The sequence below is a fragment of the Pseudomonas sp. R43(2017) genome (genome assembly GCF_002112345.1).
Taxonomy (GTDB): Bacteria; Pseudomonadota; Gammaproteobacteria; order Pseudomonadales; family Pseudomonadaceae; genus Aquipseudomonas; species Aquipseudomonas kribbensis.
In genome coordinates, this window is record NZ_NEHJ01000002.1 from 786545 (window position 1) to 803590 (window position 17046).

15 protein-coding genes are annotated in these 17046 nt (G+C 60.4%); 5 read left to right on the plus strand and 10 right to left on the minus strand.

Going from position 1 to position 17046, the window contains the following annotated elements:
* Positions 1 to 58: 58 nt before the first annotated feature.
* Entirely contained in the window at positions 59 to 1186 is a 1128-nt protein-coding gene (coxB, locus tag CAG02_RS08200) for a cytochrome c oxidase subunit II (protein ID WP_085713027.1), read from the minus strand.
* A gap of 369 nt (positions 1187 to 1555) precedes the next feature.
* On the opposite strand from coxB, the gene CAG02_RS08205 reads away from it, so the two are divergent.
* Entirely contained in the window at positions 1556 to 2188 is a 633-nt protein-coding gene (locus tag CAG02_RS08205) for a hypothetical protein (protein WP_065260651.1), read from the plus strand.
* Positions 2189 to 2238: 50 nt separating this feature from the next.
* Here CAG02_RS08205 and CAG02_RS08210 read toward each other — a convergent pair whose 3' ends face one another.
* The 3 genes from CAG02_RS08210 to CAG02_RS08220 form a co-directional block, all read right to left on the minus strand.
* Positions 2239 to 3765 carry a SulP family inorganic anion transporter gene (locus tag CAG02_RS08210; protein ID WP_085713026.1) on the minus strand — a complete coding sequence of 509 codons (1527 nt, stop codon included), beginning with the start codon at positions 3763 to 3765 and terminating at the stop codon, positions 2239 to 2241.
* Between the two features lie 90 nt (positions 3766 to 3855).
* Positions 3856 to 4587, minus strand: a complete 732-nt coding sequence (locus tag CAG02_RS08215; RefSeq protein WP_085713025.1) for a carbonic anhydrase — start codon at positions 4585 to 4587, stop codon at positions 3856 to 3858.
* A 215-nt stretch (positions 4588 to 4802) separates the two neighbouring features.
* Positions 4803 to 5861 (minus strand): PA0069 family radical SAM protein, encoded by a 1059-nt coding sequence (locus tag CAG02_RS08220; protein ID WP_085713024.1) that lies wholly within the window; start codon positions 5859 to 5861, stop codon positions 4803 to 4805.
* 233 nt (positions 5862 to 6094) lie between these two features.
* On the opposite strand from CAG02_RS08220, the gene CAG02_RS08225 reads away from it, so the two are divergent.
* A complete protein-coding gene (locus CAG02_RS08225) occupies positions 6095 to 6397 on the plus strand; it encodes a hypothetical protein (RefSeq protein ID WP_085713023.1) in 303 nt (100 codons plus the stop codon).
* A gap of 53 nt (positions 6398 to 6450) precedes the next feature.
* On the opposite strand, the gene CAG02_RS08230 is transcribed toward CAG02_RS08225, so the two are convergent.
* From CAG02_RS08230 to CAG02_RS08240, 3 genes are read right to left on the minus strand one after another with little or no spacing between them, the layout of a single operon-like run.
* A complete protein-coding gene (locus CAG02_RS08230) occupies positions 6451 to 7752 on the minus strand; it encodes a cytochrome c (RefSeq protein ID WP_085713022.1) in 1302 nt (433 codons plus the stop codon).
* Between the two features lie 12 nt (positions 7753 to 7764).
* Positions 7765 to 9549: a GMC family oxidoreductase gene (locus CAG02_RS08235; protein WP_085713021.1), complete on the minus strand. Its 1785-nt coding sequence runs from the start codon at positions 9547 to 9549 to the stop codon at positions 7765 to 7767.
* 2 nt (positions 9550 to 9551) lie between these two features.
* Positions 9552 to 10298 (minus strand): gluconate 2-dehydrogenase subunit 3 family protein, encoded by a 747-nt coding sequence (locus tag CAG02_RS08240; RefSeq protein ID WP_085713020.1) that lies wholly within the window; start codon positions 10296 to 10298, stop codon positions 9552 to 9554.
* 300 nt (positions 10299 to 10598) lie between these two features.
* Here CAG02_RS08240 and CAG02_RS08245 point away from each other — a divergent pair, with 300 nt between their 5' ends.
* Positions 10599 to 11243: a dual specificity protein phosphatase family protein gene (locus CAG02_RS08245; protein WP_085713019.1), complete on the plus strand. Its 645-nt coding sequence runs from the start codon at positions 10599 to 10601 to the stop codon at positions 11241 to 11243.
* Here the strand turns inward: CAG02_RS08245 and CAG02_RS08250 are convergent.
* The 3 genes from CAG02_RS08250 to prlC form a co-directional block, all read right to left on the minus strand.
* Complete coding sequence (locus tag CAG02_RS08250; RefSeq protein WP_085713018.1) at positions 11230 to 13281, minus strand: M3 family metallopeptidase; 2052 nt, start codon at positions 13279 to 13281, stop codon at positions 11230 to 11232. The genes CAG02_RS08245 and CAG02_RS08250 overlap by 14 nt on opposite strands.
* Positions 13282 to 13393: 112 nt before the next feature.
* Positions 13394 to 13684: a YheV family putative zinc ribbon protein gene (locus CAG02_RS08255; protein ID WP_007953955.1), complete on the minus strand. Its 291-nt coding sequence runs from the start codon at positions 13682 to 13684 to the stop codon at positions 13394 to 13396.
* Positions 13681 to 15732 (minus strand): oligopeptidase A, encoded by a 2052-nt coding sequence (gene prlC / locus CAG02_RS08260; RefSeq protein ID WP_085713017.1) that lies wholly within the window; start codon positions 15730 to 15732, stop codon positions 13681 to 13683. The genes CAG02_RS08255 and prlC overlap by 4 nt, the downstream gene beginning before the upstream one ends.
* 88 nt (positions 15733 to 15820) lie before the next feature.
* Between prlC and CAG02_RS08265 the strand changes: the two genes are divergently transcribed.
* Both CAG02_RS08265 and CAG02_RS08270 read left to right on the plus strand, forming a co-directional pair.
* Positions 15821 to 16366, plus strand: coding sequence for a gamma carbonic anhydrase family protein (locus tag CAG02_RS08265; protein ID WP_007953951.1), 546 nt, complete (start codon positions 15821 to 15823; stop codon positions 16364 to 16366).
* Between the two features lie 28 nt (positions 16367 to 16394).
* A complete protein-coding gene (locus tag CAG02_RS08270; protein ID WP_085713016.1) occupies positions 16395 to 17045 on the plus strand; it encodes an HAD family hydrolase in 651 nt (216 codons plus the stop codon).
* Position 17046: the final 1 nt, after the last annotated feature.

The window sequence follows — 17046 nt, forward strand, 5'->3', positions numbered from 1 at the left end:
ACTTGGCAGACCGGGGCGCCTTGCCCCGGCCGGTTCACGAAGTACGCAATAGACCGGCTCATTTGCTTTCCGCCTGTTTCAGCTCCAGCACTTCTTTTGGCGTGACCATGTCGCCCTTGTTGTTGCCCCAGGCGTTACGTTCGTAGGTCACGACCGCTGCGATATCGACTTCCGAGAGTTGCTTGCCGAACGCCGCCATGGCGGTGCCCGGTTTGCCGAAGTACACGCGGTGCAGGTGATCGGCTTTCGGCCCGGTGGCAATCGGCGAGCCCTTGAGCGCCGGGAACATCGGCGGCAAGCCCTGGCCTTCGGCCTGGTGACAGGCCACGCAGGTGGTGTGGTAAATCTTGTCGCCGCGCTCCTTGAGCTCGTCGAGGGTCCACTCCTTGCTGGTCAGCTCCTTGAGTTGCGCAGCCTCGGCCTTGCGGTCGGCCAGCCATTTTTCGTAGTCGGCCTTTTCCTTGACGTCGACTACGATCGGCATGAAGCCGTGATCCTTGCCGCACAGCTCGGCGCACTGGCCACGGTAGATGCCGGGCTTGTCGATGCGCGTCCAGGCTTCGTTGACGAACCCGGGGATCGCATCGCGCTTGACCGCGAAGGCCGGCACCCACCATGAGTGGATCACGTCGGCAGACGTGACGAGGAAGCGCACCTTGGCGCCGATCGGCAGCACCAACGGCTTGTCGACCTCGAGCAGGTAATGCTCGCCCTTGGCTTCCTTGTTGTGGATCTGTTCGGCGGGGGTGGCCAGGTTGCTGAAGAACTCGACGTCCTGGCCCAAGTATTTGTAGTGCCACTTCCACTGGTAGCCGGTGATCTGGATATCGATATCCGGCTCACTGGTGTCGTACATGCGGATCAGCGTGGCGGTCGCCGGAACGGCCATCGCCACCAGAATCAGCAGCGGGACGACGGTCCAGAGAATCTCGACGGTGGTGCTTTCGTGGAATTTTGCGGCGACCTGACCGGTAGAACGGCGGTGCACCATCATCGACCAGAACATGGCGCCGAAGACGATGATCCCGATCACCACACAGATCCAGAAAATGGTCATGTGCAGGTCGAATACTGCGTGACTGATTTCAGTCGCTCCAGGCGCCATATTCACAGTCCAGGCGGCGTTGGCCTGACTGAAAATCGACCACAACAGGAGGCCCATCCAGACGTGTGGATGTCGCATCATTGCGGGTTCCCCTTATCGTTCTTGTTATCCCGCCGGCTTTCGCCTGCGGCAAGGGAGCGGCTGCATCAGACTACGAACTTGAATCGCCGGGCCTTGCTGCGGGTGCAGTCGGGCGTCATCAGCTAACTCCATTCAATGGCGAGTATAGACAGCGGCGGAAAAATGCAATGTGCGGACGTAAATCGAATGAAACAGCTGGCACTTGCGTTCCAGGGCACGAATGGAGAAGGATGCAGACGAGTGGTGGCAAACCGATATAACGCAGGTGTATCAAGGATGAAATAATTATGACAAATGCGTCTTAGCATTTTTCGTAAGCCAGCTAAGTTATGTCTTCCCTATTTCATTGCCTTGTTTCCTGGAGTTTTCATGAACACCGCCGCATTGCGCGAGCAGATCCACATAGCCCGACAACACGAGATCGAAACCGGAAAGCTGACCCGTCAGCTCGAAAATCAACTGCAACACCTGCACCCGGCCATCCAGTTGCCGGAAACCGACGCCAACGGCGTGCTGACGCGTTTTGTCGCCGCCTACATCGATGAAGTGCCAGACCTGCTGGATGCAGCCAATGAAGTCGCCAGGGAAGCGGGAATCGAGTCACAGATCAAACCGGTGCTGAAAATCGCCGAACAGTACTTTCTCCAGCCGCCGGTCGGCCTGGACAGTCTGCTGGACGAGGCCTATCTGGCCCACCGCTTTGTCGAAGAGGTCAACGACCTGTACATCAAGCATTTCGGCCAGCCACTGATCCCCCTGGACATGACGGTCGCCAATCTGATTGCTCACCAGTTGCTCGGTGAGGAATTTGCCAATCAACTCGATGAAGTAGTGCACCACGCAGTGGACAGCATGCTCGACGACGACAGCTTTGCGCTGGAGTCGGTGGAAGCCTACCGCGAGAAACTCAGCAGCCCGGACACCGGCGCGGCGTGGAAGCGCTGGCCGTGCATGAGTCGCCGTCTGGGCGTGGGCCTGGAACTGGATCAGCCTGCGGCTTGATCTCGGCGCAAACGTTTGGGGGAACAGATTGCTCTGTTCCCCCAGATTTTTCAGCCTGCCGCACCGATACCGGTAGTGGTACGGATCCGTCCTTCAAGCCTGCGTTTCAGTCCGCGCGACTCGATCAACAGCTTCGAACCCTTGGCCGCATTGGCCCGGCCCCACTCTTCCAGCAGTTCCAGACAGGAATGGTCGATGTAGCTCAGGTTGTTGAGCGGCACATGCACCGTCGTGCCCGGTGGAATACTGCCCAGCACCTGAGTCAGTGCCGGCACCTTGAGGAATGTCGCCGCGCCCACCAGACGCAACTCCATCTCCCCGTCCTGCGGCAGATCGATCAGGCTGATCTTCAGTCGCGAAGCCTTGAACGCCAGTTTCACCAGGGTCAGGCCGAAACCGATCAACACGCCGGTCAACAGGTCAGTGAAAATGATCGCCAGCGCTGTCGCCGCGTAGGTGAACATCGGCATCCGGCCATAACGCCCCAGACCACGAAACGCCTTGAGATCCACCAGTTTGAAACCGGTGTAGACCAACACCCCGGCCAGACTCGCCACCGGAATGCTTTGCAGCAGACTCGACAGCAACAGCACGAAAGCCAGCAGCCACAGACCATGGAAAATCGTCGAGTAGCGCGTGGTCGCACCGGCCTGGACGTTGGCAGAACTGCGCACGATCACCCCGGTCATCGGCAACGCGCCGACCAGGCCGCAGAGCATGTTGCCGACCCCTTGTGCCGACAGTTCACGGTCGAAATCCGAACGCGGACCGCTGTGCATGCGATCCACCGCCGCGGCGGACAGCAGGGTTTCGGCGCTGGCGATGAACGCCACGGCAAACCCAGCGATCAGCAGCGTCGGGTCGGCCAGGCTCAGCAGGTCCGCCGGCTTCAGCCAGTCGATGGCTTCGGCGAGATTCGCCGGTACTTCAACCCGCTTGACCTGCAATGCCAGCAGCAGACTGGCGCCGGTTGCCAGGCCGACACCGAGCAGCGCACCGGGAATGAAACGCAGCGAGTGCGGACGGAATTTCTCCCACAGCCACATCACGGCGATGGTCGACAATCCGAGCAACCCGGCCTGCCAGCCAAAGGACGGCAAGGCCTGCGCCACTGCGCCGGGGAACGCCGTCAGGTTGTCCAGCCCGGAGGGTTTCGGCGCGGCATCCAGCATCACGTGCACCTGTGAGAGCACGATCAGCACACCGATCCCCGCGAGCATCCCGTAGACCACCGCTGGCGCCGTGACCCGGAACCAGCAACCGAGCTTCAGACGCCCGGCCAGCAGTTGCAGAAAACCGGCGAGCAGCAGGATCGGTCCGAGCATCTCGATCCCGTGCTGGCGCACCAGTTCGAACACCAGTACCGCCAGCCCCGCCGCCGGCCCGCTGACCTGCAACGGCGACCCCGCCAGCCAACCCACCACCAGACCACCGATGATCCCGGTAATCAGGCCTTTGGCCGGCGGCAACCCTGAAGCAATCGCAATGCCCATGCACAATGGCAGGGCGACCAGAAACACAACCACCGAAGCCAGCAGCTCCCGTGGCAACACCGCTTTCAATTGAGCTGCACGCATGATGACTCTCCCGAAGTTTTCTTCAGGCATGGCGAAGCCGGGTCGCTTGAACAGCGACCGGCATCAGACCACACGGATTTTTAGGAGGATTCAGAAGCGCGCTTTGGGCGTCGCCACCGGAATCGGATGGCTGCCGTCGAGCGGCAGGAAGCGTCCCTGATCCGCGTCGTAAGCTTTGATTTCACTGGTTTCGATGTTGTAGACCCAGCCATGGATGAACAGATGACCGTTCGCCATGCGCGAGGCTACCGAAGGATGGGTACGCAAGTGCTGCAGTTGGGCTATGACGTTTTCCTCTGTGAGGATCGGCATGCTCTCTTTTTCGTCGGTGCAGTTGCAGTTGTCATGCACCATGGTTTTCGCGACTTCAGCGTGGCGCAGCCAGGCTTTGACCGTCGGCATCTTTTCCAGGCTGCCCGGATTGAGTACCGCGCGCATGGCGCCGCAATCGGAATGGCCGCAAATGATGATGTGTTGCACGCCAAGGGCCAGTACCGCGTATTCGATGGCGGTGGAAACGCCGCCGTTCATCTGGCCGTAGGGGGGAACCACGTTGCCGACGTTACGGGTCACGAACAGATCGCCGGGAGAGCTCTGGGTGATCAGTTCGGGAACGATGCGCGAGTCGGCGCAAGTGATGAACATCGCCCGTGGCGACTGGGCCGTGGCGAGTTTCTTGAAGAGCTCTTCCTGTTGCGGAAAGACCTCATGATGAAAATGCAAAAAGCCGTCAACGATATGTCGCAGTGCTGCATCGGCGGAATCCGCCCCGGGGACGGCTTGCGCCGACGCAGCCAACGGCTGTTTATCCTTGTCACTCATGATTCATCCTCTTTGGCGGATTCGGGGAGTCATTCCCGTGTATTCCGGTATGAAGCCAGTGGCTGTTTAAAACATCCGGGTCATCCCGACCCGTCAGTCACTCGATGAACACGGTAACCGCCGAAACTTAACTCAAACTGAATGAAGCGCTCTAGAACGTGTGTTCCAGGTCACAAAAAACGTGACTGGGGTGAACCTGGCCAGTCATTCCCTCCTTAAATCAGCGCCATCTGACGACCCGGCGGGCAAAAGGCTGTGCAGTCGAGATTGAAACCTTCGCGGTGATTGAGTCCAAGGCGTTTCAGGGCCTTGGCGAAGCGTTGCGCGAGCAGGTCGGCGAACGGCCCTTCGCCGCGCATCCGGGCGCCGAAACGGCTGTCGTACAGTTCGCCGCCTCGGCTCTGGCGGATCAGGCTCAACACATGGGCGGCGCGCTGCGGGTAATGCGCCCCGAGCCATTCCTCGAACAGCGGCGCCACTTCCAGCGGCAAGCGCAACATCATGTACGCGGCACTTTGAGCGCCTGCAGAGTGGGCTTCGGTCAGCAGGCTTTCGATTTCGCTGTCGTTGATCATCGGAATCATCGGCGAACACAGCACGCCGACCGGAATCCCCGCCTCGCGCATCACCCGGATCGCCCGCAACCGGGCCTTGGGCGCTGCGGCACGGGGTTCGAGGATGCGTTTGAGCTCATCGTCCAGGGTGGTGAGGCTGATCATCACCGCCACCAGCCGTTGCTGCGCCAGTTCGGTGAGCAGGTCGAGGTCGCGCAGGATCAGCGAGCCCTTGGTGACGATGGTCACCGGGTGCCGATAGCGCAGTAGCACTTCGAGGGTCTGGCGGGTGATTTTGTGTTCACGTTCGATCGGTTGATACGGGTCGGTGTTGGAGCCCAGATTGATCGGCGCGCACTGATAGCCTTTCTTGCCAAGCTGTTCCTCCAGCACCTGGGCGGCATTGGTCTTGGCGATCAGCTTCGTTTCGAAATCCAGCCCCGGTGACATGTCCCAATAGGCGTGGCTCGGTCGTGCGTAGCAATAGATGCAGCCATGCTCGCAGCCGCGATAGGGATTGATCGAGCGGTCGAAGGGCAGGTCCGGCGAGGTGTTGCGGGTGATGATGGTTTTCGCCGTCTCGAAACTGACTTCGGTGCCCTGGGTCAGTGGCACTTCCTGAAACCAGCCGTCGTCCTCGGCCACCGAACGGCTCGGCGCGAAGCGGTTATGCGGATTGGTGGCGGTGCCGCGACCGCGTGGGGGCAAGAGGCTGGTCATCACGGGTTCCCTTTGTCTGTATATGCATACAGTATCTGCAAGGTCGCGGATGATCCACTACCGTTCGGCCGTCCATCAATAAAACGCACGGTTAGTTGTAAGTTTGTTTAGATGTAAAGTTGTAATGGTGCAAATTGAAGAAACATAAGTCGGCTGTTCGTTTGCTATTCAAGTTCGTAGTATTCACCCCGCTTCACAGCACTTGAATATATAAAAGACAAAAGGAATTGATGATGTCGTTTTTTAATTCGCGCGGTATTTTCCTGCAACTGATGCAGCCCGGCCCATCGGAACCCAATACACTGGTTTCCATGCAACTTGCGCGTAAGGAACTGGGCTGGGATGCCGAGGCCGGCGAGCAGACTGAAAGGCTGGTTGACCCGATTTTTGTAACCGCAACCTCCAGGGATGGTGGCCATACCTTCAGCATTGGCCGTCTGGAGCACGATGTGGATCGTGACGGTGAAATCGGTGAGCAGGATCGGGCCAAACTGGTTGCCCTGGCCAAAGCCTATGCCAGTATTACCAACCCGTAACAACGATTGAATGAATAACCCCTGCATGATTAGTCATGCAGGGGTTATTGCGTTTAGTTGTGACTTGTTACTTGTCCAAGGTCGCCGGCTGATGTTGTGTTCATATCGTCGGTACGTAACTTGGCAACATCTTTTGCAGTGACGGCGGAGCCCTTGTTACCCCAACTTTCACGAATAAAGCTCACGACATCCGCCACTTCCTGATCCGACAGACGCCAGGCAAAACCCGGCATGGTGAAAGTGGATGGTGCCGTGTGCGTTGCAGGCAGGGTGCCGCCCTTGAGCACGATGTGGATCAACGAGGTCGGATCCTCCGATTGCAGCACCGGATTGCCCGCCAGCGCCGGGAACACCCGGGTGTAGCCGTGGCCGTCAGTACGGTGGCAGGCCGCGCAGTTGTCGATGTACACCGAGGCGCCACGCTGACTGTCGTCACCGTTCCACAAGGTCTTGGCAGCTTTTTCGTCGTACTGGTGCGGCTGGTCGGCAGAATCGTTGGCCGGCAGCGATTTCAGGTAACGGGCGATCGCGGTCAGGTCGGCATCGGTCATGTACTGCATGCTGTGGGTGACCACGTCGCTCATGCCACCGAACACCGCACTGCGGTCGCTGCGGCCGGTCTTGAGGAACTGCACCAGTTGCTCTTCGCTCCAGCTGCCGAGGCCGTCCTTGTGGTCACCGCGCAGGCTTTTGGCAATCCAGCCTTCAAGTGGCGCACTGCCTGACAGAAAACTGCTGCCTTCGGCCGCACTCAGGGATTTTTCCTGCATGGTCAGGGCCCGTGGCGTATGGCAGGCGCCGCAATGTCCGAGGCCTTCCACCAGATACGCCCCACGACTGATGACGGCATCGTCCGACGCGGGTTTGTAGTCCTCGACCTTCGGCGCGAACAGCCAGCGCCAACCCATCAGCGGCCAGCGCATGCTCAACGGCCACGGGATGTCGCTGGCCTTGTTTTCCTGTGCCACCGGTTCAACGCCGTGCATGAAGTAGGCGTACAGCGCCTGCATGTCATCCTGACTGACGCGGGCGTAGGACGGGTACGGCATCGCCGGGTACAACGTACTACCGTTTTTGGCGACACCATGACGCACGGCCTGGTCGAACTCCTCGAAGCCGTAGCCGCCCAGCCCGGTGTTGTCCGGGGTGATGTTGGTCGAGTAGATCGTGCCGATCGGGGTCTCCATCGGCAGGCCACCGGCGAACGGCTTGCCGTCCTTGGCCGTGTGGCAAGCCACGCAGTCACCGGCACGGGCGAGGTATTCGCCTTTTTTGATCAAGGATTGATCAACTTCGGCACTGTGAGCGGCAACGCTGCCAAGCAGCGCCAGGGTCGCGATAACGAAAGTCTTCATGGTCATCGCTCCTTAAGCCTGAACCAGCGGGCCGGGGTTTTTCAGGTATTGCTCGCGGATCGCTTTCGCCGACCAGTAGGTCAGTGCGGCAACCAGCCCGGTCGGGTTGTAACCCAGGCCCTGCGGGAATGCCGAGGCACCCGGGACGAACACGTTGTGCACATCCCAGCTCTGCAGGTAGCGATTCAGGGCGCTGGTCTTCGGATCAGTACCCATGATCGCGCCGCCGTTGAGGTGGGTGGTCTGGTAGGACGCCGTGTTGAAATGTTCGCCGACTTTCTTGCCAAGCACGGCAATGGCTTTCGGGCCCATGGCTTGCGCGACCTTGCTCATTTTCTCGACCATGAAGCGATTCATCTTGATGTCGTTTTCCTGCCAGTCGAATGTCATCCGTAGCAGCGGCAGGCCGTAGGCATCCCGGTACACCGGGTCCAGATCGAGGTAGTTGCCACGGTAGGACTGATGCGCACCGTGGGCGTCCATCGACACCTGGTGGGTGTAGTAATCGGCGGTCGCGCGCTTCCAGTCACTGCCCCAGGCCGGGGTGCCCGGCGGGTTGGAGGTGCCGGCAATCGGTCGGCTGCCGGCCTGGTTGACCCACATCGGCGAGCCGCCAACGAAGCCGTGCGGCCCGTGGTCGAAGTTATCGGCGTTGAAATCGTCCAGCGCCACACCGTTGCCGCCGGCGCCGATGAAGTTGTTGGTGTGGGTGTCCTTGTCGAAGAATGCCTTGATGGTCGCCATGTTCTGGTAGGCGAAGTTACGCCCGACCACACCTTCACCGCTGACCGGGTCATACGGCTTGCCGATGCCGGAGAGCAGCATCAGGCGCACGTTGTGCAACTGGAACGCGCCGAGAATCACCAGATCCGCCGGTTGCTCGATCTCCCGGCCCTGGCCGTCGATGTAGGTGACACCGGTGGCTTTGGTTTTCGTGCTGTCGAGGTTGACCCGGAGCACGTGGGCGTTGGGCCGCAGTTCGAAATTCGGCAGCGGTTTCAGCGCCGGCAGAATGTTCACGTTCGGCGAGGCCTTGGAATACATGTAGCAAACGTAGCCGCTGCAGAAACCACAGAAGTTGCACGGGCCCATTTGCGCGCCATAAGGGTTGGTGTACGGCCCCGAAGTATTCGCGGAAGGCAGGTTGTAGGGTTTGTAACCGACCTCTGTGGCCGCTTTGCCGAACAGCTGTGCGGAAACCGTGTTCTTCTGCGCTTCCAGCGGGAACGGGTTCGAGCGATCCGGCGCGTACGGGTTGCCGCCCTTGCCCTGACCGACCAGTTGGCCTTTCACGGTCCAGGCCTGGCCCGAGGTGCCAAAGACTTTTTCGGCGAAGTCGAAGAACGGTTCCAGCTCTTCATAGCTGACGCCGAAGTCCTGGATGGTCATGTCCTTGGGGATGAAGCTTTTGCCGTAGCGTTCTTCGTAGTGGCTGCGCATGCGCAACTCGATCGGATCGACGCGAAAGTGCACGCCCGACCAGTGCAGGCCGGCGCCGCCGACGCCGTTGCCCGGCAGGAACGCGCCCAACTGGCGGTTCGGCAGGGCGATGTCGTTGACGCTGTGGCGGATGGTGACGGTCTCTTTGGAGATGTCCTGGAAGAGTTTTTTCCGCACGCTGTAGGTGAGTTCGTCGATCACCTGGGGATAGTTGCCGTCAGGGTAGGTGTCCTGCATCGGCCCGCGTTCCAGCGCCAGCACGTTGAGGCCTGCCTCGGTCAGCTCCTTGGCCATGATTGCGCCTGTCCAGCCGAAACCGACGATCACTGCGTCGACCTTCTTCATTACCGTTGCCATGCTCACGCCCTCTCGCCGCGAATCGAAACTGCCGGGAAGGGGTATTGCTCGTTGCGTTCCACCCAATCCATGAAATCGGCGCGGGCGCCGGGGAAGCCGATCATGGTCCAGCCGACCATGCCTTTATTGCCACCGTGGATCGGGTCGCAGAAGAACCCTTCCTTGGTGTTTTGCAGCAGCAAACTGAAGAAAATCTTCGCCGGAACGCTGTCGAATTGCGGTTTCCCGGCTTCGAGCTGCTTGAGCAGATCGTCTCGGGTAGCGCTGTCTTGCTCGGCAAATGTTTTGCCGTTGAGGGATTTTGTCCACTGATCCGTGGCGGCGATGCCGAGGCGATAGATTTCTTTGGGAACCAGTTTGCTCTGCCAGCCCATCTCGGGCGCAGCGTCGGCGTTGAACGGGCCTTGCATGTACCACAGGGCACCGGCGGCGTACGGTGTGTTCATCTGACGGTCGATGTATTCCGGCACGCCGGCCTCCAGAGCTCCGGGGCCCTGGGCATCGTTGGGGATCAATTGCGCGACGGCGGCATTGATGAACGCCCACTCTTCGGCGGTGAAGTAGCTCGGCTGGTAGGCGCTTGTCTCTGCGGCAACCGATTTGACGGGGGCCGGGGCTGGCGAGCTTTCGGGAGCCGCTTGCAGCACGCTGCTACCCAGGCCGGTGCCGGCGAGGGTGACCACCGGGATCAGGGTCAGGGATTTGCGCAAGAACTCACGCCGCGGGTTGTCTCGATCTTGATCAGACATGGGGGTGCACCTCATCAGGCATTGATGGTTATCAGCCGTTTCTGGGGACGGCTTTTTGAGTGGTCGGTTGCAACGTGGCAGGAAATGACCCGGAAAACGGGGACGCGTCTGCAACATGATGTGACAAATGGTAGCAGCCTAACCAACCGGATGAATCGATTCAGCCGAAAAAAAGCCCAGAAATGCGACGAAGGAAGTCCCCGGCTTCACGTTTCTTTGACAATCGCCTCACAGGGATTTGACTGGACAACCCGCAAGCTGCCGCCCTCACTGACGAATCCCATACGGTCACCGCACAGCATGTCCTTGAAGCGTTTTTCCTCCGCGATCTGTTTCTCGCTGTTTGCCCTGCTTGGCTCGATTTCGGCCCATGCCGCAGATGCGCCGGTTTCTCGCCCTCCGGAATGGGCACAACCGGTCGAAATGAAATACAACTTCTTCCAGATGTCGCCCACGCTTTATCGCAGTGCGCTGCCTGACGCCGGTGCCGTGCCGTTGCTGCAAAATCTGAAAGTGGCCACGGTCATCAACTTCCTGCCGGAGGCGGACTCGAGCTGGTTGAAAACCCCGGGCATCAACCAGGTGCAATTGCCGTATCGCACCAATCATGTCGATGATGCCGACGTCCTCAAGACCCTGCGTGCGATCCAGACCGCCGAGGCCAACGGCCCGGTGTTGATGCATTGCAAGCACGGCTCCGACCGCACCGGCCTGATGGCTGCGATGTACCGCATCGTCGTGCAGGGATGGAGCAAGGAAGACGCCCTGAACGAAATGACCCAGGGCGGTTTCGGTGAAAGCGGCCACTTCAAGGACGGCGTGCGCTATGTGATGCAGGCCGACGTCGACAAGCTGCGCACCGCGCTGGCCAATGGCGATTGCAGCACCAGTGCGTTCGCTACCTGCTCGATGAAGAGCTGGTTCCAGACGGTCAATCTGAAGTAACCCGCCGGTTGATCGGCCGGCCGACACACAGTTCTTCACAGATCGGCTGGCCAACGAACGCCTCCACCGCTTCCAGCAACGGGCGCCCGGCCCCGGGCGCAAAGAACGTTTCCCGGAACGCCCGGCCGGTCTGCACGTTGAACACCCAGTCACGACTGAAGCGTTTGAACGCTTCCTGAGCCAGCACCCCTGACCAGACATAGGCGTAAACCGAAGCGTCGTACTGGGTCACCATGTAATCGAAACCATTGGCGAACCGGTGACTGTCGGGCAGTTGCAGGTGAGCCATTGTGCGCTGCACGTCGGCGCAAACCTCTTCGACAGAACGCCCGTCGCCGTAGGTGGCGTGCAGTTCGAAATCGATGAGCGCTCCCATCAGTATCAAGGCCTGTTGCCGACTGGAGTGGGCCTGGCTGGCCGAGAGGGCGGCGTCGACCCGTGCAGCGCTCAAGCGTTCGCCGGTCTGGAAATGCGCGCCGAGCCACAGCACGAACTCCCGCGACTGACACCACTGCTCGAACAATTGCCCGGAAAACTCCGCCGCCTCATGGCCCAACTGCTGGATGCCGGAAAGGGTGTGATGGGGCGAGCGCGTCAATACGTGCTGAAGGCAGTGGCCGAATTCATGAAAAAGTACCCGCAACTCACTGAGTTCGAGGCGGCAAGGATGGCCGTCGGTGGCCGGCGTGAAATTGCTGTACAGCACGGCAATGGGTAGCGCCGGTCGGCCTTCGGCATTGATCCGACGATTGCGCAGTGTGGACGTTCCAGCGAAATCAGCAGCGTTATCGCGATGAAACGGGTCGAGGTAGATGTAACCGATGACCTGCTCATGCTCGCTGATTTCCAGCAGTCGCACATCCTCATGCCAATGTTTCCCACTGACCTGTTCGACGATACGGATCCCGAACATGCGTTCGCAGAACAGACAGAGCCGGCGCAGGGTGCCATCGAACGCGAAGTAGTCACGCAGGTTATCCAGCGCTCCGGGAAACTGTTGCTGCCGCCATTGCTCGGCGAGAAATTCTTCATCCCATGGCTGGACCCGGTCGATTCCGTGTTGCCGGGCGAATGCGGACAGTTGTCCGGAGTCCTGCTCCAGGATGGGGGTCAATTGCGTGACCTGGCACTCGAGAAAATCCCTGACCCAGGCCGTTGTTCCGACCGTACTTTTTGCCAGACTCAGTTGCGCGGCGTTTTCGTGGCCAAGCAAGCGGGCTTTCTGCTGGCGCAAGGCAAGCAGCTTCGTCAGCACCGGACCGTTGTCGAAGCGCCCGGCCAGTGGCCCTTGATCGGAGGCGCGGGTCGCGTAGGCCACACAGCATTCCTCGCGCAACGTACGATTTTCCGCGTATTTGAGGATGTGCTGGCAGGTGTTCTGGTCCAGTCGAATCAGCCAGCCTTCATGTCCGGCCTCGCGTGCGGCGCGCGCCAGGTGATCCTTTATCGACGGGGTCAGGCCCGCAAGCTGTGCAATATCGTCGACCCGTTTACTCCAGGTCTCGGTCCAGCGTTCGAGGTGGGTCAAGAATCTGGATTCCAGTCCGCCGATCTCAAGGTTCAACCGGGCCAGTTCCTGCTGCTGCGCGGTGGGAAGCTCGATGCCCGACTGCCTGAATTTGCGCAGTATCCGCGCCAGCACGGTCTTGCGTGATTCATCGAAACTGGCCGCGATCGAGCTCTGCGCCAAACGCTGGTAAGCCTCGTACAACGGGCGATTGCGGTTTCTTTCGGAACGATATCGGTTGATCGCAAGCTGAGCCTTGGCGCTTTCCACGAGCCAGTCGGCATCGTCGGATCCGACCATGGACAGTGTTTCGAGAATCGACCGGAATTCACCGAGGCGGGCATCGGCTTCGTCGATGCTCAGTACCAGATCGTCCCAGTCGGGATGTTCCAGCTGAGTGGCGAGCACTTGCGCAATGATTCGTCGGTGGTCGGCAATGATGCTGTTGATCGCCGGAAGCAAATGCTCGGCGCGAATCGCTGGCCAGGGCGGCAGGATCCAGTGTTGCAGGAGGGGATTGGAGTCAGGCATGGCAACTTCCTTCGAGGCATGGCGGAAACGGCCAGCCTACGAAGCAAGTGCAGGGCACAGGTGTTAAGCCAATACCACCTTCCACCGGAAATCGGTGGAAGGTGGTGCCGGATCAGTGTTGCTCGTCGGGCTTTTTCTTCAGCTTCGGGTTCGGGAAGAACTGCACCGCCTGAACCGTCTTGTCCGGTGCAGGCTTGAGCGCGCTGGTGTTGACCCGCGTGCCCAGTTCCTTCGGAACCGACAACCCTTGGGCATTGAGCGTATCGCTGTAGCCGCACGCCACGCATTCGCGGTGCGGAACATCGTCCTCGCTCCACATCATCAGCTTGTCCGGTTCGCTGCACGCCGGGCAGACCGCCCCGGCGATAAAGCGTTTTTTCGTTTTCACAGGTGCCTCACTCATGCTGCCGCGTCCTCACTCAGGCCGCTGTGGCGCAAGAGTGCGTCAATCGATGGCTCACGGCCACGGAAGTCGACGAACAGCACCATCGGCTCCTGCGAGCCGCCACGGGCCAGGATCGCTTCGCGAAAGGCGCGACCGGTGTCGGCATTGAGTACGCCGTCTTCTTCGAACTTGGAGAAGGCATCCGCCGACAGCACTTCCGCCCACTTGTAGCTGTAGTAACCCGCCGCGTAACCGCCGGCGAAGATGTGCGCGAAGCTGTTCGGGAAGCGGTTGTAGGCCGGAGGACGCATCACCGAGACTTCATCCCGCACGCCTTCCAGAACCTGCGCGACACTGCGGCCATCGCCGTGGGTGGCGTGCAGTTCGAAGTCGAACAGCGAGAACTCCAGCTGACGCACCATCATCAGGCCGGACTGGAAGTTCTTCGCCGCGAGCATTTTTTCCAGCAGATCCTGCGGCAATGGCTCGCCGGTTTCGTAGTGGCCGGAAATCAGCGCCAGACCTTCCGGCTCCCAGCACCAGTTTTCCATGAACTGGCTCGGCAGCTCGACTGCGTCCCATGCCACACCGTTGATGCCGGATACGCCGGCATGTTCGACGCGGGTCAGCAGGTGATGCAGGCCGTGGCCGAATTCGTGGAACAGGGTGGTCACTTCATCGTGGGTCAGCAGCGCAGGCTTGCCGCTGTCGGCCGGGGTGAAGTTGCACACCAGGTTGGCCACCGGGCTTTGCAGCACGCCGTCGAGGGTGCGGCGACGGTCGCGGGCGCCGTCCATCCACGCTCCGCCGCGCTTGTTGGCGCGGGCGTAGAGGTCGAAGAAGAAGCGGCCGACGTGCTGACCGTTTTCCTTGATCTCGAACAGGCGCACGTCCGGATGCCAGGTGTCGAAGCCTTTCAGTTCGGCGATTTCGATGCCGTACAGACGCTGAACGATGGCGAACAGACCGCCCAGCACTTTGTCGATCGGGAAGTAGGCACGCAGGGTTTCCTGGGCGACGCTGTAGCGTTGTTCACGGAGTTTTTCGCCGTAGAAACCGCTGTCCCAGCTTTGCAGATCGGCGCAGCCTTGTTCGGCAGCATAAGCCTTGAGCTGTTGCAGGTCCTGGGCGGCAAACGGTTTGCTGCGTTTGGCCAGATCGCGCAGGAAACTCAGCACCTGATCGCTGGATTCGGCCATTTTGGTCGCCAGGCTCAGTTCGGAGAAGCTGGAGAAACCGAGCAGCTTGGCCAGTTCCTGACGCAGGTCGAGGATTTCGCCCATCACCGGACCGTTGTCGTTCTGGCCGGCGTTCGGGCCTTGATCCGACGCACGGGTGCAGTAGGCGGCGTAGACTTCTTCACGCAGCGCACGGTCCTGGGCGTAGGTCATCACCGCGTAGTAGCTCGGGAATTCCAGGGTGATCAGCCAGCCGTCGAGGCCTTTGGCCTGTGCGGCGGCAGCCATTTGCGCCTTGGCCGAATCGGTCAGGCCGGCGAGGGCAGCCTCGTCGGTCAGGTGCTTGGTCCACGCCTGAGTGGCATCGAGCAACTGGTTGGAGAAGCGGCTGCCCAGCTCGGACAGCTTGCTCTGCACTTCGGCGTAGCGCTTCTGCTCGGCTTCCGGCAGGTCGATACCCGACAGGCGGAAATCACGCAGGGCGTGTTCCAGAATGGTTTTCTGCGCCACGTCGAAACCGGCGGCTTCCGGGCTGTTGGCCAGGGCTTCATAGGCCTGGAACAGTTCGCGGTTCTGGCCCATCTCGGTGGAATAGGCACTCAGGGCCGGCAGGCAAGACTCGTAGGCTTCACGCAGTTCGGCGCTGTTGCACACGGCATTGAGGTGGCTGACCGGGCTCCAGGCAGCGCCCAGGCGATCATTGAGTTCGTCCATCGCCAGCACCAGCCCGGCCCACGTCGGGTTCTGGCCCTGGGTCTTGAGGATCTCGGCGATGGCGGCGCGGTTGTCGGCCAGGATGGTGTCAATGGCCGGCTGCACGTGTTCGGCACGGATCGCGGAGAACGGCGGCAGGTCGTAGGACTGCAGAAGAGGGTTGTTCACGCTCACGGTTGCACCTTGGCTGGAAGAAACATGCGCCCATCTTAATTACAATCGACACCCACCGCAGCTATCGGCGACAGAGAGAGAACTAATCGTGTCCCTTCGCAAGTACCAGAATCACACCCCACGCTTGAGCCAAGGCGCTTTTGTCGACGGCTCCGCGGTGGTGATCGGCGACGTCGAAATCGGCGAAGACAGCTCCGTGTGGCCGTTGACGGTGATCCGCGGCGACATGCACCGCATCCGCATCGGCGCGCGCACCAGCGTGCAGGACGGCTGCGTGTTGCACATCACCCACGCCGGCCCGTTCAACCCGGACGGCTTCCCGCTGCTGATCGGCGATGACGTGACCATCGCCCACAAGGTCATGCTGCATGGCTGCACCGTCGGCAGCCGCGTGCTGATCGGCATGGGCAGCATCGTCATGGACGGCGCTGTGGTCGAGGACGACGTGATCATCGGCGCCGGCAGCCTGGTGCCACCGGGCAAGCGTCTGGAAAGCGGTTTCCTGTACGTGGGCAGCCCGGTGAAACAGATTCGCCCGCTGACCGACAAGGAAAACGCCTTTTTCACCTACAGCGCGGCGAACTACGTGAAGCTCAAGGACCTGCATCTGGCTGAAGGCTACGACCAGCTCTGACTTTTCTCTCTATTGCCCGGGATTTTTCATGCATTACCAGACCGTACTGTTCGACCTTGATGGCACCCTGACCGACCCGCGTGAGGGCATCACCCGTTCCATCCAGTTCGCCTTGGCCAAACTCGGTATCGATGAGCCGGACCTGACCAAACTGGAACACTTCATCGGCCCGCCGCTGTTGCAGGCGTTCATGCAGTTTTATGGTTTCGACGAGGCCAAGGCCTGGGAGGCGGTGAATTTCTATCGCGAGCGCTTCAAGGTCACCGGTCTTTACGAGAACCGGGTGTTTGAGGGCGTCACGCCGTTGCTGGAAACCCTGAATGGCCAGGGCCGGCAGCTTTACATCGCGACGTCGAAGCCGTGGGTGTTCGCCCGGGAAATCGCCCGGCACTTCGATTTCGCCAAACACTTCAAGGTGATCTACGGCAGCGAACTGGATGGCACTCGTACCAACAAGGTCGAGCTGATTGCCCACCTGATGGCCGAGGAGGGGCTGGATCCGGCCAAAACGCTGATGATCGGTGACCGTAAACACGACCTGATCGGCGCCCGCAGCAACGGTATGGATGCGGCAGCCGTGGGTTATGGCTTCGGTAGTCATGAAGAGCTGAGCGCCGAGGCGCCGGCTTATCATTTTGAAACCCTGGCTGAGTTGCATCAGGCGTTTTTGCAGCGCTGAT